This window comes from Pseudomonas sp. ASL3, from assembly GCF_056680425.1.
Genome location: NZ_CM155281.1, coordinates 1 through 20,698 on the forward strand (window position 1 = coordinate 1; position 20,698 = coordinate 20,698).

Consider the following 20,698-nt stretch of genomic DNA (forward strand, 5'->3'; position numbering starts at 1 on the left):
GGCACAGCTGAAGGCACGGTTCATCAGAAACAATAACGCAGCGATTCTTCCGTGGTGCCGGAAGAGGCTGCGTATCGGGTAGCGTTGCGCTCGCGAACGGCGCGGAAAGAAAACGGCCTTGCTTCGTGGGCAAGGCCGTGCCTAGGGACTTCTCGTGGGTACCTGACCAGTATTTCCAAGAAGCCACTTTTAGTGGCGGGTGAAAGGTATAAGGATCCAGGCGATGGGTCAATTGCGATTATCGGTCATTGGTTCGATAATCGCCCGAGGCAGGCCCGCGAATTCCTCAGAGATGAGGCGCGAAAGGCTTCATATCCGGCCTGAAAGGGCGTCGATAGGCGGTGTTAGGGATGAACGATCAACTGCGTAACTCATTTGCCTCGCTGGCTCCGCCGATCGTGGCGTCGCCGGCCAAGCGGATTCAGGCCCTCACGGGTGACCCGGATTTCATGACATCCCTGGCCCGAGGATTGGCGGTGATCCATGCTTTTCAGGAGCGCAAGCGCCAACTGACCATTGCGCAGATCAGCCATCGCACGGAAATTCCCCGCGCCGCTGTGCGCCGTTGCCTGCATACATTGATCAAACTCGGCTACGCCACCAGCGATGGTCGGACCTACTCGCTGTTGCCTAAAGTGCTGACGCTGGGGCATGCCTATCTGTCATCGACGCCGCTGGCGATTTCGGCTCAGCCTTATCTGGACCGCATGAGCGATCATCTGCATGAGGCCTGCAACATGGCCACGCTCGAAGGCGACGACATTCTTTATATCGCCCGCTCAGCCACCACCCAGCGATTGATCTCGGTGGATTTGTCCGTGGGCGGTCGGCTGCCGGCCTATTGCACGTCCATGGGGCGCATTTTGTTGGCGGCACTGGATGACGTTTCGCTGCATGAATATCTCGACCATGTCGACCTGCAGCCCAAAACCAGTCGCACCTTATCCACCCCTGAGGAGTTGCTGGAGTGCCTGCAACAGGTTCGCCAGCAGGGTTGGTGCATCGTGGATCAGGAACTCGAACAAGGTCTGCGTTCGATTGCCGTGCCTGTCTATGACGCGTCCGGTCAGGTGTTGGCCGCGCTCAACGTCAGCACCAGCGCCGCGCGAGTGGCTCGCAATGAGTTGGAGCAGCGTTTTCTGCCGATCATGCTCGACGCCAGCCGCGACCTGAGTACGCAGCTGTTTACCTGATCGTTTACACCGGCCTCACGATTTTCGCCCCTGCTGACTCTGTCAGGCTCTGTGACAATTTGTGCGATTAACGAACAGTTAGTCGATTATCGGATTGTTTGCCCTCTCGCTCAGGCATAACCTGATTCGCAGTCCAGCGCCGTGAATGGCGCTATTTATCGATTGTGATGTTGAGATCGGGAGCACCTCTCATGGCTGAAATTCTTTCTCTGCACGATGCCGTGAAGCAATTCGTCAACGATGGCGACACCGTTGCACTGGAAGGCTTCACCCATCTGATTCCCACCGCCGCGGGTCACGAAATCATTCGTCAGGGTAAAAAAGACCTGACGCTGGTGCGCATGACGCCCGATCTGATCTATGACCAATTGATCGGCGCCGGTTGCGCGAAAAAGCTGATTTTCTCCTGGGGCGGTAACCCCGGTGTCGGCTCCTTGCACCGCTTGCGTGATGCGGTCGAGAAACAATGGCCGCATGCGATGGAAATCGAAGAACACAGTCATGCCGACCTTGCCAATTCCTACGTTGCGGGTGCGTCCGGGCTGCCTTTCGCGGTGCTGCGCGCTTACGCCGGTTCCGATCTGCCCAAGGTCAACCCGCTGATCAAGACGGTCACCTGTCCATTCACCGGTGAAGTGCTGGCTGCGGTCCCGGCTGTGCGCCCGGACGTCACCGTGATTCACGCGCAGAAGGCCGACCGTAAAGGCAACGTGCTGCTCTGGGGCATTCTCGGTGTGCAAAAAGAAGCGGCACTGGCGGCCAAGCGTTGCATCGTCACCGTTGAGGAAATCGTCGATGACCTCAAGGCGCCCATGAACGCCTGCGTATTGCCGACCTGGGCCCTGAGTGCGGTCTGCCTGGTACCTGGCGGTGCGCACCCATCCTATGCCCATGGCTACTACGAGCGGGATAACCGTTTCTATCAAGCCTGGGACGCCATCGCCCGTGACCGTGACGGTTTCACTGCCTGGATTGCCGAATACATCCATGGCACCGCTGATTTCAATGAATTCAAAGCCCGGTTGGCCAGCGCTTCGGAGGCTAAATAATGACTTACACCACCAATGAAATGATGACGGTCGCTGCGGCCCGTCGTTTGAAGAACGGTTCGGTCTGCTTCGTCGGCATCGGCCTGCCATCCAAGGCGGCTAACCTGGCCCGGCTGACGTCCTCGCCGGACGTGGTGCTGATCTATGAATCCGGCCCGATTGGCGCCAAGCCAAACGTGCTGCCGCTGTCGATCGGTGATGGTGAACTGGCGGAAACTGCCGATACCGTGGTCTCCACCAGCGAGATTTTCCGCTACTGGCTGCAAGGCGGTCGGGTCGATGTCGGTTTCCTGGGCGCCGCTCAGGTCGATCGCTTTGGCAACATCAACACCACCGTGGTGGGTGACTATCACAACCCCAAAGTCCGTTTGCCGGGTGCGGGCGGCGCGCCGGAGATTGCCGGTTCCGCCAAGCAGGTGCTGATCATCCTCAAACAGTCGGCTCGGGCGTTCGTCAACAAGCTCGACTTCATCACCTCCGTCGGTCATGGCGAAGGCGGGGATTCGCGCAAGAGATTGGGCCTGCCCGGCGCTGGTCCCGTGGGAATCATCACCGACCTGTGCATTATGGAACCTGAGGCAGGTTCCAATGAATTCGTGGTCACGACACTGCATCCCGGCGTGACCCGCGAGCAAGTGATCGCTGCAACTGGTTGGGAAGTGCGCTTTGCCGAGAATGTCGTGCATTCAGCCGAGCCTACCGAAACCGAATTGACCGCTTTGCGTGATCTGGAAGCACGTACCGCTGCCGCTCATGGTCAGGCACCGGGAGAAGCATGATGCGTGACGTCTATATCTGTGATGCGATTCGCACCCCTATCGGCCGTTTTGGCGGTGGTCTGTCGACCGTGCGTGCCGATGACCTGGCTGCGCTGCCGATCAAGGCCCTGATGGAGCGCAATCCGTCGGTGAAGTGGAACGAGGTCGACGAAGTGTTTTTCGGCTGTGCCAACCAGGCCGGTGAAGACAACCGCAACGTGGCGCGGATGGCGGCCTTGCTGGCCGGCCTGCCGGAAAGCATTCCTGGCGTGACCCTCAACCGTCTTTGCGCCTCGGGCATGGACGCGGTCGGCACCGCCTTCCGCGCCATCGCCAGCGGTGAGATAGAGCTGGCGATTGCTGGCGGCGTCGAATCGATGTCCCGCGCACCCTTCGTCATGGGCAAGGCGGATGCAGCGTTCTCGCGCAACATGAAGCTGGAAGACACCACCATCGGCTGGCGTTTCATCAACCCGTTGATGAAGGCTCAGTATGGCGTCGACGCCATGCCGCAGACCGGCGATAACGTGGCTGACGATTACCGGATTTCTCGTGCCGATCAGGACGCCTTCGCCCTGCGCAGCCAGCAGCGCACTGCCGCTGCTCAGGCTGCGGGCTTTTTCGCTGAAGAAATCGTGCCGGTGCGCGTCGCGCATAAAAAAGGCGAAACCATCGTCGCGCAGGATGAACACCCTCGTGCCGATACCAGCCTGGAAACCTTGAGCAAACTCAAACCGGTCAACGGCGCGGACAAAACCGTCACCGCCGGCAATGCCTCCGGCGTCAACGATGGCGCGGCAGCTTTGATTCTGGCCTCGGCCGAGGCCGTGAAGAAGCATGGCCTGACGGCGCGTGCCCGAGTGTTGGGCATGGCCAGTGCAGCAGTCGCCCCGCGTGTGATGGGAATTGGCCCGGTGCCTGCGGTTCGCAAACTGGTCGAGCGTCTTGGCCTGGCAGTGACCGATTTCGATGTGATCGAGCTCAATGAAGCCTTTGCCAGCCAGGGTCTGGCCGTGTTGCGCGAACTGGGCATCGCCGACGACGCACCGCAGGTCAATCCCAACGGTGGGGCGATTGCTTTGGGCCATCCGTTGGGCATGAGTGGCGCACGCCTGGTGCTGACGGCGTTGCATCAGCTTGAGAAAACCGGTGGCCGTAAAGGCCTGGCGACAATGTGCGTAGGAGTAGGGCAAGGCCTGGCGTTAGCCATCGAACGCGTCTGACCACAACCTTTGTAATCATCCAGGACAGGGCCAGCCTCCACGACAGGCGACCCCTCTTCTGGATGATTGCGTTTAGTGGCGCAGGTCAGTAACAGAATATGTCTAGAATGGGGGTAGTTACCCCTCAGAGTGAGCTTCCAATGACAACAACAAGCGCCACTGTACCCGAGACCACGTTTTACACGGGGGAAGAACGCAATAAGCGGATTTTCGCCATCGTCGGTGCCTCATCAGGCAACCTGGTCGAGTGGTTCGACTTTTACGTCTACGCCTTCTGTGCGATTTATTTTGCGCCTGCCTTTTTCCCGTCTGACGATCCGACCGTGCAGTTGCTCAATACTGCCGGTGTATTCGCTGCGGGCTTTCTGATGCGTCCGATTGGCGGCTGGTTGTTTGGCCGGGTGGCCGACAAGCATGGCCGCAAGAATTCCTTGATGATTTCGGTGCTGATGATGTGTGCCGGCTCATTGGTCATCGCCTGTCTACCGGGCTACAACTCGATTGGTGCCTGGGCACCGGCCTTGCTGTTGGTCGCGCGACTGTTTCAGGGCTTGTCCGTGGGTGGCGAATACGGCACCACGGCAACCTACATGAGTGAGGTTGCGCTCAAAGGTCAGCGTGGTTTCTTCGCCTCGTTCCAGTACGTGACCCTGATCGGCGGCCAACTGCTGGCCGTGTTGACTGTGGTGATCTTGCAGCAGTTCCTCAGCACAGAAGAGCTGCGTGCCTATGGCTGGCGGATCCCGTTCGTGGTCGGCGCCATCGCTGCGTTGATTTCCCTGTTCCTGCGTCGCTCGCTCAAAGAAACCACCACGGCTGAAACCCGTAAAGACAAAGATGCCGGCAGCATGGCGGCGTTGTTCCGCGATCACAAAGCAGCCTTCATCACCGTGTTGGGTTACACCGCCGGTGGCTCGCTGATTTTCTACACCTTTACCACGTACATGCAGAAATACCTGGTGAACACCGGCGGGATGGATGCCAAGACGGCCAGTTACATCATGACCGGCGCGCTGTTCCTTTATATGTGCATGCAGCCGTTGTTCGGCATGTTGGCGGACAAGATCGGCCGTCGTAACTCAATGCTCTGGTTCGGCGCCTTGGGTACGATTTGTACCGTGCCGATTCTGATGACGCTGAAAACCACGACCAATCCGTTCATGGCCTTCGTCCTGATCACCTTGGCCCTGGCGATTGTCAGCTTCTACACCTCGATCAGCGGTCTGGTGAAAGCCGAGATGTTCCCGCCGCAAGTTCGCGCGCTGGGTGTAGGCCTGGCGTATGCCGTGGCTAACGCAATCTTCGGTGGCTCGGCTGAATACGTCGCGCTGAATCTGAAGAACATGGGCATGGAGAGCAACTTCTACTGGTACGTGACCGTCATGATGGCGATCGCTTTCCTGTTCAGCCTGCGTCTGCCGAAACAGCCGGCCTACCTGCATCACGATCTTTGATTTATCTGCGCGCGCCCGTCCGGGCGCGCGTCATCCAGACCAAGCGTTCACGTAAAGTGCCCGAAGGAGGCTGCTATGGGATTCGTACAACTTGCCGATGGTGAACTGAACTATCAAATCGAGGGGCCGGCCAACGCGCCGGTGCTGGTCTTGTCCAACTCCCTGGGCACCGATCTGCATATGTGGGACACCCAGATGCCGACCTTCAGCAAATACTTTCGGGTGCTGCGCTACGACACTCGCGGGCACGGTCGCTCGCTGGTGACGCCTGGGCCTTACAGCATCGAGCAGTTGGGGCAGGACGTGCTGGCGTTGCTCGATGCACTGTACATCGAGCAAGCGCATTTCTGCGGTTTGTCCATGGGCGGTCTGATCGGTCAATGGCTGGGCATCCATGCCAACGAACGGCTGCACAAGCTGGTGGTGTGCAACACCGCGGCGAAAATCGGCAGTCCCGAAATCTGGGATCCGCGAATCGAAACCGTATTGCGTGATGGGCCGGCGGCTATGGTCGCGTTGCGTGATGCGTCCATCGCGCGCTGGTTCACCCCGGAATACGCGGCTGCCAACCCGGATCAGGCCAAGCGCATTACCGATATGCTCGCAGCGACCTCGCCTGAAGGTTACGCCGCCAACTGCGCTGCGGTGCGCGACGCAGACTTCCGTGACCAACTGGGTTCGATCAGCGTGCCGACCCTGGTGATCTCCGGCACTCTGGATGCAGTGACGCCTCCTGCGGGCGGACGGTTTATCTACGAACACGTCAAAGAGTCCCAGTTCGAAGATGTCCACGCGGCGCATCTGTCCAACGTCGAAGCGGGTGAAGTGTTCACCAGCCGGGTGTTGGCGTTTTTGTTGAGCTGAGATTGATCGAAGCGATGTGGTCTGCCTGATTCAAACCCAATAAAAAACCCACCATGCGGTGGGTTTTTTATATGGCGCTGAAACTAGAAAAGCCTGGTTTCAGGTACATCGCCGGTCACAGGTTTGGTCTGTCCGGTCTGTTCGTACCAACCGCCGCCCAAGGCCTTGTACAGATTGATCTCGCTGACCAGTTGCGAAAGGCGATCGCTGATCAATGACTGCTGTGCGCTGAACAACGAACGCTGGGCATCGAGGAACGTCAGGTTGCTGTCGATCCCGATCCGATAGCGACGCTCGGCCAGACGGTAGTAGTCCTGGTTGGCAGCGACCAGATCACGTTGGGCCTGAAGCTGGTCGTTGAAGGTCTGACGCGAGGCCAGGCCGTCGGAGACCTCCTGGAACGCGGTCTGAATGCTCTTCTCGTAATTCGCGACGCCAATGTCTTTCTGGATTTTCGAGTAATCCAGGCTGGCACGCAGGCTACCGGCGTTGAAGATCGGCAGATTGATTTTCGGCGAGAACAACCAGGTGCCTGACCCGCCTTTGAACAGTCCAGAGAGTTCTGCGCTGCCGGTGCCGGCACTGGCTGTCAGGGTGATGCTCGGGAAAAACGCCGCTCGCGCTGCGCCGATGTTGGCGTTGGCCGCCTTGAGATTATGTTCCGCTTCAAGGATGTCCGGGCGCCGTTGCAGCAAGTCTGACGGCAAACCTTCCGGCATTTTGCTGAGTAGATCGGCGCTGAGCGGCTGGCTCGCGGGCAGGTTGGCCGGCAGGCCGGTGCCCAGCAGCAGTGTCAGGCCGTTCAGGTCTTGAGCGACCAGACGTTGATACTGCGCCAGTTTGACCCGGGCGCCTTCGACCGAGGTCCGCGACTGGCTCAAGTCCAGCGCCGAGGCCACGCCGACTTCGGCGCTGCGAGCGGTGAGCTTGTAGCTCTCTTCGAAGGCCTGGAGCGTGTCCTGGGTCAGCTTGAGCAGTTCTTTGTCGGCCTGCCAGGTCAGGTAGGCATTGGCGACGCTGGCCACCAGACTGATCTGCGTGCTGCGTCGGGCTTCCTCGCTGGAGAAGTAAGTCTCCAGCGCTTGTTCGCTGAGGCTGCGAACGCGACCGAACAGATCCAGCTCATAGGCACTGATGCCCAGGGTGGCTGAATACTGACTGGAGATTCCTGCTTTGCCGGTTTGCGACAGGTCGGCCGGAACCCGCTGACGAGTGCTGCCGGCATCGGCCGAAACGGCCGGGTACAGGTCGGCGCGCTGGATGCGGTATTGCGCGCGGAAAGCGTCGATGTTCAGGGCCGCAACGCGCAGGTCACGGTTGTTGACCAGCGCGCTCTGGATCAGCTGTTGCAGGGCCGGATCCTGGAAGAACTGGCGCCAGCCTTGTTCGGCTGCCGCGGCGTTGGCCGATTCGGTCGGCGTATAAGCCGGACCTTGCGGCCATTGCGCCGGTACTGGCGCTGCTGGCTGTTTGTAATCAGGGATCAACGAGCAGCCGCCGAGAATGAACGCGGTGACTGCCAGAGCGATCAGGGACTTGCTCATTGGCCAGCCTCATCGGTTGAGAGTTCTTTATATTTGACCTTGCTCTTGAACAGCGAGGATACCGAAACGAAGAACAGCGGTACCCAGAAGATCGCCAGGACGGTGGCGGTAATCATACCGCCGATTACCCCGGTGCCGATCGAGTGCTGACTGCCAGAACCTGCGCCTGTGGAAATCGTCAGAGGGACCACACCGAGGATGAACGCCATGGACGTCATCACAATCGGTCGCAACCGCATGCGGCAGGCTTCGATCGCCGCCTCGGTATAGCTGCGCCCCTGTTCGTGCAGTTCCTTGGCGAACTCGACGATCAGAATGGCGTTTTTCGCCGCCAGACCGACAGTCACCAACAAGCCCACCTGGAAGAACACGTCGTTGGACAAGCCTCGCAGACTGGTCGCCATCAACGCACCGATGACCCCCAGTGGCACCACCAGCATGACCGCGATCGGAATCGACCAGCTTTCATACAGGGCCGCCAGACAGAGGAACACCACCAGCAGCGACAGGGCATACAACGCTGGCGCCTGCGAGCCGGACAGACGCTCCTCATAGGACAGACCGGTCCATGAGTACCCGATACCTGCCGGGAGTTTCTTGGCAATCGCTTCGACTTCGTCCATAGCCTGGCCGGTGCTGTAGCCCGGTGCTGGTACACCTAACACTTCTTCAGCCGTCACACCGTTGTAACGCGACAGTTTCGGCGAGCCATAAACCCACGTGCCGCTGGCGAAAGAGGCAAATGGCACCATCTCGCCGGAGGTGTTGCGCACATACCATTTCTTCAAGTCTTCAGGCTTCATCCGGCTGCCAGGTTCACCCTGGACATACACCTTCTTGACCCGACCTCGGTCGATGAAGTCATTGACGTAGTTGCCACCCAGCGCAATCGACAGGGTGGTGTTGATGTCCGCCATTGTCACGCCCAAGGCATTGGCGCGTTCGTCATCGATGATCAGCTGGTACTGGGGTTCATCGTTCAGACCGTTAGGCCGTACACCCGCCAGAATTTTGCTTTGGGCGGCCAGACCGAGGAACTGATTACGTGCTTCCATCAGTTTGGTATGACCGACGCCGCCCTGATCCTGCAGGTAAAAGTCAAAGCCTGTGGCGTTACCCAGTTCCAGTACCGCGGGTGGAACAACAGCGAACGTCATCGAATCGCGGAAGCTGAAGAAGTGTGCCTGGGCACGCTTGGCCAGTGCAAATACGCTGTTATCTGCGCCAGGGCGCTCACCCCATGGCTTGAGCAGAATGAACGCCAGGCCCGAACTTTGACCGCGGCCGGCGAAGTTGAAGCCGCTCACCGTGAACACCGACTTGACCGTTGCCCCTTCCGTGTCGAGCAGATAAGAGCGCATCTTGTCGAGAACGTCTTGTGTGCGCTCCGCGGAGGAGCCCGCTGGCGTCTGCACTTGGGCGAAGATCACGCCCTGGTCTTCCTCTGGCAGGAACGCGCTTGGGATGCGGGTGAACATCCAGATCATGCCGGCGAAGATCAGTGCGTAAACCAGAAATGCCGGGATTTTGTGCTTGATCATGTTGCCGACGCCGCGCTCGTAACTCAGTACGCTGCGGTCGAAGGTGCGGTTGAACCAGCCGAAGAAACCACGTTTAGGATGACCATGTGTTTCGTCGTCGATCGGTTTGAGCAGGGTCGCGCACAGCGCCGGAGTGAAGATCAGGGCAACCAGTATCGAGAGCACCATGGCCGAAACGATGGTGATCGAGAACTGTCGGTAGATCACGCCGGTGGAGCCGCCGAAGAACGCCATTGGCAGCAGAACCGCCGACAGTACCAGCGCAATACCCACCAGCGCGCCTTGAATCTGGCCCATGGATTTGCGTGTCGCGTCCCTGGGCGAGAGCTTGTCTTCGGCCATCACCCGCTCGACGTTTTCCACCACCACAATCGCATCGTCCACCAGCAAGCCGATGGCCAGCACCATGCCGAACATGGTCAGGGTGTTGATGGTGAAACCGGCGGCGGCGAGGATCCCGAACGTACCGAGCAATACCACCGGCACCGTCATGGTGGTAATGATTGTGGCGCGGAAGTTCTGCAGGAACAGGTACATCACCAGGAACACCAGGATAATCGCCTCGCCCAAGGTGTGAACAACCCCGGAAATCGATTCGGTGACCACTGGCGTGGTGTCGTACGGGTAAACCACTTTCATGCCCGGCGGAAAGAACGGCTCCAGTTGGGAGACAGTGGCGCGGATCGCTTTGGCGGTGTCCAGTGCATTGGCACCGGTGGCGAGTTTGATCGCGAGGCCAGAAGAGGGTTTGCCGTTGTACTGAGCGCTGACGCTGTAGTTCTCACCCCCAAGGCCGACACTGGCGACATCTTTGAGTCGGACCTGAGAACCGTCAGGTTTGACCTTGAGCAGGATTTCTTCGAACTGCTGGGCAGTCTGCAGACGGGTTTTGCCGATGATCGTGGCATTCAGCTGTTGGCCGGGGAGCGACGGCAGGCCGCCGATTTGACCCGATGAAACCTGCACGTTCTGTGCTGCGATGGCCGTTTTCACGTCCACCGGGGTCAGCTGGAAATTGTTCAGTTTGGCTGGATCAAGCCAGATACGCATGGCGTACTGGGCACCGAACACCTGGAAGTCACCGACACCGGAGGTACGGGAGATCGGGTCCTGCATGTTCGAAACAATGTAGTTGGCCAGGTCGTCCCTGGACAGGCTGCCATCTTCGGACACCAGGCCGATCACCATCAGGAAGTTTTTCACCGCCTTGGTGACACGAATACCTTGCTGCTGCACTTCTTGCGGCAACAGAGGCGTGGCCAGGTTCAGTTTGTTCTGGACCTGAACCTGCGCGATGTCCGGGTTGGTACCCTGATTGAATGTCGCGGTAATGGTCATGCTGCCATCGGAGTCACTTTCCGAACTGACATAACGCAGGTTGTCGATACCGTTGAGCTGCTGTTCGATGACCTGAACCACGGTGTCCTGCACGGTCTGTGCAGAGGCGCCCGGGTAGACGACTGAAATCGCGATAGCCGGTGGTGCAATGGCCGGGTATTGGTTGATTGGCAGTTTGAGGATCGATAGAGCCCCGACCAGCATGATGATCAGGGCAATTACCCAGGCAAAGATCGGCCGGTCGATAAAAAATTTCGACATGAATTACTCCCCTTTACTGCTCGCGGCTTTTTCAGTTGCCGGTGCAGGTGCCGGGTTTACTGCCTTGATGTTGGTCGCTTCGGCGACTTTCACTTCAGCGCCTGGTTTGATGTACTGCAGACCTTCGGTAATGACACGGTCACCCGGGTTCAGACCGGTCTCGACCAGCCAGTCGTTGCCCACGGTGCGCGTGGCGGTAAGCTGACGCAGTTCGACCTTGTTGTCCTTATTCACGATCAACGAGGTCGGCGTGCCTTTCAGGTCACGGGTCACGCCTTGTTGCGGAACGAGAATGGCCGCTGTGTTGACGCCCGATTGCAGTTGAGCGTGTACGAACATGCCCGGCAGCAGTGCGTGATCCGGGTTCGGGAATTTGGCGCGCAGGGTCACAGACCCCGTGGTCTGGTCGACCGAGACTTCCGAGAACTCCAGTTTGCCCTCGAGCGGATAGGCGCTGTTGTCCTCCAGGGTCAGCTTGACCTTGGCCGCGTTTGCGCCTGCTTTCTGCAGTTGACCGCTTTCCAGTTCACGCCGCAGCTTGAGCATGTCGGCCGAGGACTGAACTACGTCGACAAAGATCGGGTCCAGTTGCTGAATCACCGCCATGGCGGTGGTCTGGGCGCTATTGACCAGTGCGCCTTCGGTGACGGCAGAGCGGCCGATACGACCGGAGATCGGCGCGATCACTTTGGTGTAGCGCACGTTGATCTGAGCGGTCTGCAAGGCGGCCTGTGCTGTCAGGCTGGACGCCACGGCGGTGTCGTATTCCTGACGGCTTACCGCTTGCTCATTGACCAGCTGCTTATAGCGATCGGCCAGTGACTTGGCCGATTGCAAGGTCGCCTTGGCACTGTTCGCCGTCGCCTCGTAGACCGCCGGGTCGATCTGGTAAAGCTGATCGCCGGCTTTGACGTCACCGCCTTCAGTGAACAATCGCTTGAGAATGATGCCGTTGACCTGAGGACGGACTTCAGCGATGCGGAACGCGGTGGTGCGCCCCGGCAACTCGGTCGTCAGCGTATAGGCTTGTGATTGAAGGGTAACTACACCGACCTGAGGGGGTGGTGGGGCAGGCGCCGCCTCTTGTTTTTGGTTACATCCGCTGAGCAGCGATGCCAGGGCGACGGCAGTAACCAGAACGGTAACAGCTGGCTTGAATTGCATGAAGATCCTCGGGTCAGGAGCTTGAGTTGCTCAAGAAAGTGAAAAGGGTAAAAGGGTTTTTCGGCTAGATAAGTAGGATGCTAATGAATATACTTACGTTCGCGGTTGTTTGTAAATACCCTGGCCTGCGACACTCCAGCACGGCAAGGCAAGAATTGTAGGCCCGGGACAAGGCAATACAAAAGCTGCCCGGTACGGTCTCTGGCTGATTCAAGTCATCAGCAAGGAACATTTTGATTGAGGTTTTACTGCCATGGTCCGTCGCACCAAAGAGGAAGCTCAGGAAACCCGAAGCCAGATTCTGGAAGCTGCCGAGAAGGCCTTTTATGAACGTGGCGTGGCCCGCACCACCCTGGCGGATATCGCGGCCCTTGCGGGCGTGACGCGTGGGGCTATCTACTGGCACTTCAGTAACAAGGCGGATCTGGTTCAGGCGATGCTCGACAGCTTGAAGGAGCCGCTCGAAGAAATGGCCAGGGCCAGCGAAAGTGAAGACGAAGTCGACCCGCTGGGCTGTATGCGAAAGCTGCTGATTAATTTGTTTCATCAAGTTGCATTGGACCCTAAAACCCGTCGCATCAATGAAATCTTGCATCACAAGTGCGAGTTCACCGATGAGATGTGTGACATGCGGCGACAGCGTCAAATCGCCGCGCTCGATTGCAATGACCGGATCGGTCTTGCCCTCAGTAATGCCGTGCGTAAAGGCCAATTGCCAGCTACCTTGAACACAGTCCGCGCGTCGATCTGTCTGCATGGCTACATTGATGGCATTCTTGGCCAGTGGTTGCTGATTCCGGATAGCTTTGCGCTCTGCAAAGATGCCGATCAATTGGTCGATACAGGCTTGGATATGCTGCGCTTGAGTCCCGCTTTACGCCATTGAGCGGTAGCTGATGTAGCGCCCCGGTGAATATAAGCGGATGGCGCTTGGCCTGCATTTATATCTCCGTATACGCTGCTTGAATAGTTAGTTTACTAAGTATTTACCTCCTGTTCTTTGCGAGCGTATGAATGAGTGTGCAGAACTCCCTGGTCAAAGGGGCCGATCAGCCAGTCAAAGGGATTGCGCTGATTTGTCTGGCGGTGCTGCTGTTTTCCAGTCATGACACGTTATCCAAATACCTGTCGGCTTTTTATCCCATCGTCATGGTGGTGTGGGCACGTTACGTCGTGCACACCTTGCTGATGCTGGTGATTTTCATCCCGCGTAGCGGCATCGCCGTGATTCGCACCAAGCGCCCGGGGCTGCAATTGGCCCGTGCGCTGTGCCTGATTGGCACCAGCCTTTTTTTCACTACCGGTTTGCGCTATATCCCGTTGGCTGAAGCGACCGCAGTGAATTTTCTCGCGCCTTTGTTGGTGACCGCGTTGTCCGTGCCACTGCTCAAGGAGCACGTCAGTCGTGGTCAATGGGCGGCGGTGCTGACCGGTTTTGTCGGCGTGATGATCGTGGTGCGCCCCGGCGGTTCGCTGTTTACCCCGGCGATTCTGTTGCCGTTGGCCTCCGCCCTGTGTTTCGGTTTCTACCAGTTACTGACGCGCAAACTCAGCGGCATCGACAGCCCCACCACCAGCAACTTCCTCACCGGCATTTTCAACAGCCTGATCATGACCGCGCTGGTGCCGTTCTTCTGGAGCACACCGACCTTTGCCCATGGCTTGCTCATGCTTGGCCTGGGCACCTGCGGCATGCTTGGCCATTTATTGCTGACTCAAGCGTTTCGCCACGCACCCCCTGCGATGCTGGCACCCTTTAGCTATGGGCAGATCCTGTTTGCCGGCATGTATGGCTACCTGATTTTCGATCACACGCCGGATATTTACGGGGTAGTGGGCATTTCAGTGATCTGTTTGAGTGGCCTCGCTGTGGCCTGGGGACAGCGAAAACGTTGAGAAAAATCGCTATTTTTGTAGGAAATGAGTAGGACGCTTCTTGATATACGTAGCTGATTTCCCAAAGTAATTTCCGTGTATTGCCCCTCTCCGAAAGACCCATCAGTCTTTGCAGTCAGAAAACTTCAGATTGAGAGGACAGGGCATGTCAGAAATAACCTTGGATAGCGTGAGCGCTTTGAATGGGCTCAGGCGTCAAGCCGCAAATATGGCGATCGATTCCGCTGACGGTGAGCCAATCGTTCGCCTTGGGCTGATTACCACGCTGTATTTCAAGAATGGTCACACGCTGGAAACCAAAAAGCGGGTGGACGAGTGTTTTCGTTGGTTCCGCAGCCAGTTCAAGGCCGAGCTCAAATGGCAGTTCTATAAACACCTGCGCCCAATAAACTACTCCAGCTTTGGACATTGTCGGCGCAGCATTCTCCAGAGTTCGCCCGACGAGCAGTTCATCTGGTCGCTGGCCAGTGGCACTCAGCAGGAGGTGGCGGAATATCGAATGTTCGTGATGAACACCACTCAGGCGCTGGCCGACATTGATCGCTCCTGTCTGAAGATGGTGTTGCCGTGGACGATTCTGCTCGAGCCTCGTGGCGCCCAACTCTATGAAAGCTGGCTTACATGCCTGTGCGACGAAGTGCAGGCCGAGCATGGCTATGGCGGTCTGGCATGCACGCTTCCGTACGACGGCCAGCAGTATTTTCCCTTGGAGTATCGACTGGCTCAGGAATACATCGGGTTGATGGTCGATCCCTTGCCCCACATAGAAAGCTTGCGGTTACTCGATCACATCAAAGGGGTGAACTGGTACACGGTAGTAGGGAGTCGTTTCGTCGATCAGTTGGGCGGCAGCGATGCATTGCGGCGAGAACTCAGCAATCGCAGTGACGTTGTTTTTCAGACGTATGACGATGGGTTGATCATCCGTGCTGGCACGCTGCCAGAGCTGGGCGGCCCTGGTGAAGAGTCGCCAGCGGCTTACATCGAGGTGAACAGGGCGCTCAAACCTATTCGTGTACAGAACACCGGCTGTCTGCATCCTTACCCTGTGCAAGGCGGAGGGTTCTGCGGAGAGTCTTCAGCGTTGTGGTATGCGCGGTTCGATGAAAAACCGACGCCACCGATTAAAGTCGATAGTCACTGTGCTTACACCGGTTACCTGGTCTAGGGTCTGTTGACGTTTGGTGACGACCGCGACCAAACGTCAACAGACCCTGGCAACCCCACGTCCCGGTCGCGACGTTTTTACGGAGAGGACAATCATGCCGGCGTTCAAGCACCTGAAAGAACGACCGATCCAATGGTTCTGGGTGGATGGGCCCGACTGATTTTCCTCCTGCCCGGTCCGCGCCTACACTCGACTACGCACCGCCGGACGAGGCGGGCAGACGTACCGGGAGAAAGGCGCATTGTCGTCGCTCGACTCCCTGACCCGAACACCCATGCCAACGCCCCGCGATACACCTGGGCGTGGCGATCTTCGAGGAATGACAATTGAATAAAATCTACTCGACCGCCGAATTAGCCTTGCAGGGGCTCGTCGAAGACGGCATGACCCTGGCTGTCGGAGGATTTGGTCTGTGTGGCATCCCGGAATCCTTGATTGCTGCGCTGCGTGATAGCGGCAAGCGTGAATTGACCGTCATCAGCAATAACGCCGGCGTAGACGGTTTTGGCCTGGGTCAACTGCTTACGACCCGACAGATCCGCAAAATGATCTCCTCTTATGTGGGCGAGAACAAAGAGTTCGAGCGTCAGTATCTGGCGGGTGAACTGGAGCTGGAGTTCACGCCACAAGGCACGCTGGCGGAAAAACTGCGTGCCGGAGGCGCAGGTATTCCGGCGTTCTTCACCAAGACCGGTTACGGCACCCTGGTTGCCGAAGGTAAGGAAACCCGCGAGTTCGATGGCGAGTGGTTCGTGATGGAGCGTTCCCTGCGCGCCGATGTGGCCTTGGTCAAAGCCTGGAAAGCGGACAAGTCCGGCAACCTGCTGTTCAACAAGACCGCGCGCAACTTCAACCCGCTGGCGGCCATGGCCGCGAAGGTCTGCGTGGTCGAAGTCGAGGAGATCGTTGAAATCGGCGAACTGGAACCGGATCAGATTCACCTGCCTGGGATTTACGTGCAGCGCCTGGTCCTCAACGCCACACCTGAAAAACGTATCGAACAACGCACTGTGCGGAGCGCCTGATCATGGCCTGGACTCGTGAAGAAATGGCGCAGCGCGCCGCCCAAGAATTGCAGGACGGTTTTTACGTCAACCTCGGTATCGGTTTGCCGACGCTGGTCGCCAACTACATTCCCGAAGGCATGGACGTCTGGCTGCAAAGTGAAAACGGCCTGCTCGGCATCGGCCCGTTCCCGCGTGACAATGAAGTTGACGCAGACCTGATCAACGCAGGCAAGCAGACCATCACCACATTACCCGGCAGCAGTTTTTTCAACAGCGCCGACTCGTTCGCCATGATCCGCGGCGGCCACATCAACCTGTCTATTCTCGGTGCCATGCAGGTCTCGGAAAAGGGCGATCTGGCCAACTGGATGATCCCCGGCAAGATGGTCAAGGGCATGGGGGGCGCCATGGACCTGGTGGCAGGCGTCAAACGCGTGGTTGTATTGATGGAACACACGGCCAAGGGTGGCACCCACAAACTGCTGGAGCACTGCGATCTGCCATTGACCGGCGTGGGCGTGGTAGACCGGATCATCACCGACCTGGCGGTGCTTGATGTCACTGACGCGGGTCTGAAACTGGTGGAGCTGGCTTCGGGCGTGAGCCTGGAAGCGCTGCAAGAGGCCACGGGTTGCAAGGTCATTACTGACTGAAGGTTCATGCCGGGCACAAATCCTTGTAGGAGCTGCCGAAGGCTGCGATCACCCCGGGGTCGCGTCCGACGGAACCGGTCGTAGATGCAGATATTTTTGAAGGCCGTTCCGGCCTTATCGCAGCCTTCGGCAGCTCCTATGGGTTCGGCGTATTGCCTGGGAACATAGAATCTCCCACAGATTCAAGTTGAACCAACACCCAGTTTGCTACGCGACAGCGCGGGGCTTCCTACAACTTGGGCGCAGCCGTCTAAGCTCTGACAACATCAATAAGAGTGGGGGGTGGGTAATGAGGGGGCTGCTAAAGAGTGCGGTATTGGGATGGCTGTTTTGCCTGTGCTTCGGTCAGGTTTGGGCGGCGGGTGAACCTGCCGACGATGGGCCGGCGGCCAAGGCATTGCTGATCAAGGCGCTGGCCAGGTATCACGAGCGGGGCGATAAGGCGTTTGCCGAGTTCAGCCGTCAGGGGGAGTTCGTCAATGGTGAGCTCTATGTCTTCGTGGTCAACACCAAGGGTGTGATGCTGGCCAGTGGCGGGCCTTCCGCGGTGCTGATCGGACGTAACGTCTCCGGAACGCTGGGGCCGGATTTGCAGAAAGCGTTCAAGGACGTTCTGAAAACCCCAGAAGCCAAGGGTATCCAGCAGGCCGAATACCGCTGGCAGAACTGGAGCGACGGCAAGGTCGAGCTCAAACATGTGTACTACCAGCGCGTTGTTGACCGCATCCTGGCGGTCGGCTATTACCTGCCCCGCGCGTCGCCCGAGCAAGCCAAAGCCTTGCTGGACAAAGCCTCTACTGAACTGGTCAAGGATGAAAAGGGCACCCTCAACGGCATCAACAGCTTGAAAGGTGGCTTCCTTCAGGATGATCTTTATGTGTTCGTGGTCGATCTGAACGACCAGCGTTATGTGGCTCACGGCACCAATCTGCGGATGGTCAAGACTGACTTCAGCAAGGTCAAAGACCCGGACGGCAAGCCCGTGGGTGAGCCGATTCTGGCGTTGATCAAAAAGCACAACGAGGGCGAATACCAATACCGTTGGCGCAACCCGGTGACCAGTAAGGTCGAGAACAAACACACCTATGTACGCAAGGTCGGCCACTATCTGGTCGCGGTGGGTTACTACAGCCGTTGATCGATAGCGGTATCAGACCAACAGCTTCGTCAGATCGCAGCGAGCCTTCGATCTGACGAAGCCGTTTCAGACGCTCTTATCGTTGTGTGCCCGTCCGCGCAGCAGGTTGTTCGGCATCGCCAGGGCGGCGGCCAGACCGAACAGTGAAATCCCCGCGCTGATCATCAGCAAATGTCGGAATGTCAGCAACAGCTCGCTACGCAGGAGTTGTTGAGCCGGGCCACTGACGACATTCAGACTGTCCATCAACACGTTGCCCGAACTGCCTTCGCCCATTGATCCGCTGCTCAGTTGCGCAATGCCGGAGCTTTGCAGCATCGCCAGCAGCAACGCCGACATCAGTGCGATGCCCACCGCACCACCCAAGGAACGGAACAGGTTGGTGGTGCTGGTGGCAACGCCCATGTCTTCCTGGGCGACCGAGTTTTGCGTACCAACCAGCGAGGTGGGAAATTGCAGGCCGCAGGCGAAACCGGTCAGCATCATGAAGATACTGGTGAGCAGTATCGATTGCGGCGGGGTGTAGGCCATGCCCAGCACCGTGAAGGGCACCATCAGCGCTCCGGCGAGAACCAACGGTTTGTAGCGCCCGGTCAGTGATGTCCGGCGCCCGCCGAAATAGGCACCCATGGGCATACCGATGGCCAACGGCAGCAGATGCACGGCCGCCGCGTCAGCGCCGCCCCCGGTGACTGTCTGGAACCGTAGCGGCATTAGCACGATCAGCGAGATCGCCTGGAAACTGGTGAAGAAAATCGTGCACCAGCACAGCACCGCACTGCGGTTGGCGAACAGGTGCATCGGCAGCAGCGGTTCACGCGCGCGGCGCTCGTACCAGACGAACGAGGCCAGCGCCAACAGGGCCACGCCAAGCAGGCCAAGCACTTCACTGTCGCGCCAGCCATGTCCTTGACCGATGTCGGTGACACCCAACAGCAGCGCGCTCAAGCCGACGATCATCAGCACCGTACCCAGGTAATCGATGATCGGTGTACGTTGCGGAACCGGCAGGCCGATCAGTGTCCGTCGCGCGAACCACCAGGCGCTCAGGCCCAGCGGCAGGTTGATCAGAAACACCCAGCGCCAGGACAGGTATTCGGTCATTAAGCCACCCAACACGGGACCTGCGACGCTCGCCACGGCATACATGCCGCTGAAATAACCCTGATAGCGCCCGCGTTCGCGAGGGGGGACGATGTCGCCGATGATCGCCTGGCTGACCGACACCATGCCGCCCGCGCCGATGCCCTGGATGATCCGCGCCAACACCAATTGCTCCATGCTCTGGGCCATGCCGCAGAACAGTGATGCCAGCGTAAACAGACCCAGGCCGAACAGCATCAGGCGGCGACGACCGTACAAATCACCCAATTTGCCGTAGATCGGCACGGCAACCGTCAGCGCCACCATGTAGGCGGAGATCACCCAGGCGAGCAGGTCGAAATCATGGAACTGTGCGGAGATCGCCGGCATCGAGACCGCGACAATGGTCTGATCCAGCGCACTGAGAAAAACCGCCATCATCAGCGCGAACAACACGCTGCGGATCGCCGGTTTAGGTTGGCTGAGACTGGTCAAGGGAGCGCCCAACTAGCAGTGAAAACCCGCCGCAAATATCGGCAGGAAGAAGCTGGTCAGTTTAATCCGATAGCAAGCTATTCGATAGGCTCGTATGCATGCTTGAGAGGATAACGGCTACTTTAAACTCAGACCGGCAAAGGTGGCGTCTTGCGGCGCGCAGTGGTCCGCGTTGCACATCGCCACCAAGCGCGGGGCTTGCCGGGCCATCTCGATGCGATAGGCTCCTGCGGCGTAGAGCGCAATGACGACAGCGACTGAGAGTACGATCAGGGACTTTCTTATTATGGTGGTCATGCTGCCTGCCTCGATCCGAGTTAAAAGCGCGTTTTAAAAGGACTGAGGTGATTGTAGGACAAGATGCTTGATGTGTACGGGCTCAAGGTAAATTCCCGTCTTGAGTATCAGGGTGGTTTAAGCGGTTGCTTGCTAAGGTATAAGCAATATGCGTATATTTTTTTTCGATAAAAACAGTCTTCTTTGAAACCACGACCTCAGATGCAGAGCTGAAAAAAACGAGGTGCAAAATGAAAAAGCGCGATCTTTTTAACGAGATGATGCAGGGCATAAGCGACATGTCTGCTCAGCGTGAAGGCAAGATAACCCTCCGCCAGTACGAAGTCGAAAGCTTGCCTGCACCGTCCGTGTCCGCAGAAGAAATTGTAAGCCTTCGGCATAAGCTGCAGATGTCTCAGCCTGTTTTTGCGCAGTGCATTCGTACCAGCGCTGACACGCTAAAGAACTGGGAGCAGAAGAAGTCAAAGCCAAACGCTCAGGCAGCTTTGCTGATCAAGCTGGTCAGTCAGTTTCCAGATATGGTCGGGCGCCTGAAGTCTGTTTGAGGCCGGTAGTTTTCGACTTCCAGACTT

General features: G+C 58.1%; 17 protein-coding genes and 1 pseudogene. 13 read left to right on the top strand and 5 right to left on the bottom strand.

Annotation, left to right across the window (positions count from 1 at the left end; translation table 11 throughout):
• The first annotated feature begins 350 nt into the window (after positions 1-350).
• The 6 genes from pcaR (at position 351) to pcaD (ending at position 6,541) form a co-directional block, all read left to right on the top strand.
• Positions 351-1,193 (top strand): pca regulon transcriptional regulator PcaR, encoded by an 843-nt coding sequence (gene pcaR, locus AC1MEE_RS00005; RefSeq protein ID WP_480413095.1) that lies wholly within the window; start codon positions 351-353, stop codon positions 1,191-1,193.
• A 191-nt stretch (positions 1,194-1,384) separates the two neighbouring features.
• Complete coding sequence (locus AC1MEE_RS00010) at positions 1,385-2,242, top strand: CoA transferase subunit A (protein WP_480413096.1); 858 nt, start codon at positions 1,385-1,387, stop codon at positions 2,240-2,242.
• The gene (locus AC1MEE_RS00015; protein WP_480416386.1) at positions 2,239-3,021 is read left to right on the top strand and encodes a CoA-transferase subunit beta; all 783 of its coding nucleotides are present in this window, start codon (positions 2,239-2,241) and stop codon (positions 3,019-3,021) included. Before AC1MEE_RS00010 ends, AC1MEE_RS00015 begins: the two co-directional genes overlap by 4 nt.
• Positions 3,018-4,223 (top strand): 3-oxoadipyl-CoA thiolase, encoded by a 1,206-nt coding sequence (gene pcaF / locus AC1MEE_RS00020; protein ID WP_480413097.1) that lies wholly within the window; start codon positions 3,018-3,020, stop codon positions 4,221-4,223. The genes AC1MEE_RS00015 and pcaF overlap by 4 nt, the downstream gene beginning before the upstream one ends.
• A 140-nt stretch (positions 4,224-4,363) precedes the next feature.
• Positions 4,364-5,677: an MFS family transporter gene (locus tag AC1MEE_RS00025; protein ID WP_480413098.1), complete on the top strand. Its 1,314-nt coding sequence runs from the start codon at positions 4,364-4,366 to the stop codon at positions 5,675-5,677.
• A 75-nt stretch (positions 5,678-5,752) separates the two neighbouring features.
• On the top strand, positions 5,753-6,541 hold the full coding sequence (pcaD, locus tag AC1MEE_RS00030; protein ID WP_480413099.1) for a 3-oxoadipate enol-lactonase: 789 nt from the start codon (positions 5,753-5,755) through the stop codon (positions 6,539-6,541).
• A gap of 83 nt (positions 6,542-6,624) precedes the next feature.
• On the opposite strand, the gene adeC is transcribed toward pcaD, so the two are convergent.
• From adeC to AC1MEE_RS00045, 3 genes are read right to left on the bottom strand one after another with little or no spacing between them, the layout of a single operon-like run.
• Positions 6,625-8,085 carry an AdeC/AdeK/OprM family multidrug efflux complex outer membrane factor gene (gene adeC / locus AC1MEE_RS00035; RefSeq protein ID WP_480413100.1) on the bottom strand — a complete coding sequence of 487 codons (1,461 nt, stop codon included), beginning with the start codon at positions 8,083-8,085 and terminating at the stop codon, positions 6,625-6,627.
• Entirely contained in the window at positions 8,082-11,225 is a 3,144-nt protein-coding gene (locus AC1MEE_RS00040; protein WP_480413101.1) for an efflux RND transporter permease subunit, read from the bottom strand. The genes adeC and AC1MEE_RS00040 overlap by 4 nt, the downstream gene beginning before the upstream one ends.
• Positions 11,226-11,228: 3 nt before the next feature.
• Positions 11,229-12,389, bottom strand: coding sequence for an efflux RND transporter periplasmic adaptor subunit (locus AC1MEE_RS00045; protein WP_480413102.1), 1,161 nt, complete (start codon positions 12,387-12,389; stop codon positions 11,229-11,231).
• 253 nt (positions 12,390-12,642) lie between these two features.
• Between AC1MEE_RS00045 and AC1MEE_RS00050 the strand changes: the two genes are divergently transcribed.
• From AC1MEE_RS00050 to AC1MEE_RS00075, 6 genes and pseudogenes are all read left to right on the top strand, one after another.
• The gene (locus AC1MEE_RS00050) at positions 12,643-13,275 is read left to right on the top strand and encodes a TetR family transcriptional regulator (RefSeq protein ID WP_480413103.1); all 633 of its coding nucleotides are present in this window, start codon (positions 12,643-12,645) and stop codon (positions 13,273-13,275) included.
• A 128-nt stretch (positions 13,276-13,403) separates the two neighbouring features.
• A complete protein-coding gene (locus AC1MEE_RS00055; RefSeq protein ID WP_480413104.1) occupies positions 13,404-14,285 on the top strand; it encodes a DMT family transporter in 882 nt (293 codons plus the stop codon).
• A 145-nt stretch (positions 14,286-14,430) separates the two neighbouring features.
• Positions 14,431-15,613, top strand: a pseudogene (locus AC1MEE_RS00060) (DUF3396 domain-containing protein).
• Between the two features lie 166 nt (positions 15,614-15,779).
• Positions 15,780-16,478 carry a CoA transferase subunit A gene (locus AC1MEE_RS00065; protein ID WP_480413105.1) on the top strand — a complete coding sequence of 233 codons (699 nt, stop codon included), beginning with the start codon at positions 15,780-15,782 and terminating at the stop codon, positions 16,476-16,478.
• A 2-nt stretch (positions 16,479-16,480) separates the two neighbouring features.
• Positions 16,481-17,113, top strand: coding sequence for a CoA transferase subunit B (locus AC1MEE_RS00070; RefSeq protein WP_480413106.1), 633 nt, complete (start codon positions 16,481-16,483; stop codon positions 17,111-17,113).
• Between the two features lie 289 nt (positions 17,114-17,402).
• The gene (locus tag AC1MEE_RS00075; RefSeq protein ID WP_480413107.1) at positions 17,403-18,251 is read left to right on the top strand and encodes a cache domain-containing protein; all 849 of its coding nucleotides are present in this window, start codon (positions 17,403-17,405) and stop codon (positions 18,249-18,251) included.
• A 66-nt stretch (positions 18,252-18,317) separates the two neighbouring features.
• Here the strand turns inward: AC1MEE_RS00075 and AC1MEE_RS00080 are convergent, their stop codons facing one another.
• Positions 18,318-19,829 carry an MDR family MFS transporter gene (locus tag AC1MEE_RS00080; protein WP_480413108.1) on the bottom strand — a complete coding sequence of 504 codons (1,512 nt, stop codon included), beginning with the start codon at positions 19,827-19,829 and terminating at the stop codon, positions 18,318-18,320.
• A gap of 117 nt (positions 19,830-19,946) precedes the next feature.
• Positions 19,947-20,126: a hypothetical protein gene (locus AC1MEE_RS00085; RefSeq protein WP_480413109.1), complete on the bottom strand. Its 180-nt coding sequence runs from the start codon at positions 20,124-20,126 to the stop codon at positions 19,947-19,949.
• Positions 20,127-20,356: 230 nt separating this feature from the next.
• Here AC1MEE_RS00085 and AC1MEE_RS00090 point away from each other — a divergent pair, with 230 nt between their 5' ends.
• The gene (locus AC1MEE_RS00090; protein WP_480413110.1) at positions 20,357-20,671 is read left to right on the top strand and encodes a helix-turn-helix domain-containing protein; all 315 of its coding nucleotides are present in this window, start codon (positions 20,357-20,359) and stop codon (positions 20,669-20,671) included.
• Positions 20,672-20,698 lie beyond the last annotated feature (27 nt).

Bases quoted from the DNA above. Each gene is read 5' to 3' on its own strand.
- pcaR (WP_480413095.1), top strand. From the start codon at position 351: ATGAACGATCAACTGCGTAACTCATTTGCCTCGCTGGCTCCGCCGATC.
- AC1MEE_RS00010 (WP_480413096.1), top strand. From the start codon at position 1,385: ATGGCTGAAATTCTTTCTCTGCACGATGCCGTGAAGCAATTCGTCAAC.
- pcaF (WP_480413097.1), top strand. From the start codon at position 3,018: ATGATGCGTGACGTCTATATCTGTGATGCGATTCGCACCCCTATCGGC.
- AC1MEE_RS00025 (WP_480413098.1), top strand. From the start codon at position 4,364: ATGACAACAACAAGCGCCACTGTACCCGAGACCACGTTTTACACGGGG.
- pcaD (WP_480413099.1), top strand. From the start codon at position 5,753: ATGGGATTCGTACAACTTGCCGATGGTGAACTGAACTATCAAATCGAG.
- adeC (WP_480413100.1), bottom strand. From the start codon at position 8,085: ATGAGCAAGTCCCTGATCGCTCTGGCAGTCACCGCGTTCATTCTCGGC.
- AC1MEE_RS00040 (WP_480413101.1), bottom strand. From the start codon at position 11,225: ATGTCGAAATTTTTTATCGACCGGCCGATCTTTGCCTGGGTAATTGCC.
- AC1MEE_RS00045 (WP_480413102.1), bottom strand. From the start codon at position 12,389: ATGCAATTCAAGCCAGCTGTTACCGTTCTGGTTACTGCCGTCGCCCTG.
- AC1MEE_RS00050 (WP_480413103.1), top strand. From the start codon at position 12,643: ATGGTCCGTCGCACCAAAGAGGAAGCTCAGGAAACCCGAAGCCAGATT.
- AC1MEE_RS00055 (WP_480413104.1), top strand. From the start codon at position 13,404: ATGAGTGTGCAGAACTCCCTGGTCAAAGGGGCCGATCAGCCAGTCAAA.
- AC1MEE_RS00070 (WP_480413106.1), top strand. From the start codon at position 16,481: ATGGCCTGGACTCGTGAAGAAATGGCGCAGCGCGCCGCCCAAGAATTG.
- AC1MEE_RS00075 (WP_480413107.1), top strand. From the start codon at position 17,403: ATGAGGGGGCTGCTAAAGAGTGCGGTATTGGGATGGCTGTTTTGCCTG.
- AC1MEE_RS00085 (WP_480413109.1), bottom strand. From the start codon at position 20,126: ATGACCACCATAATAAGAAAGTCCCTGATCGTACTCTCAGTCGCTGTC.
- AC1MEE_RS00090 (WP_480413110.1), top strand. From the start codon at position 20,357: ATGAAAAAGCGCGATCTTTTTAACGAGATGATGCAGGGCATAAGCGAC.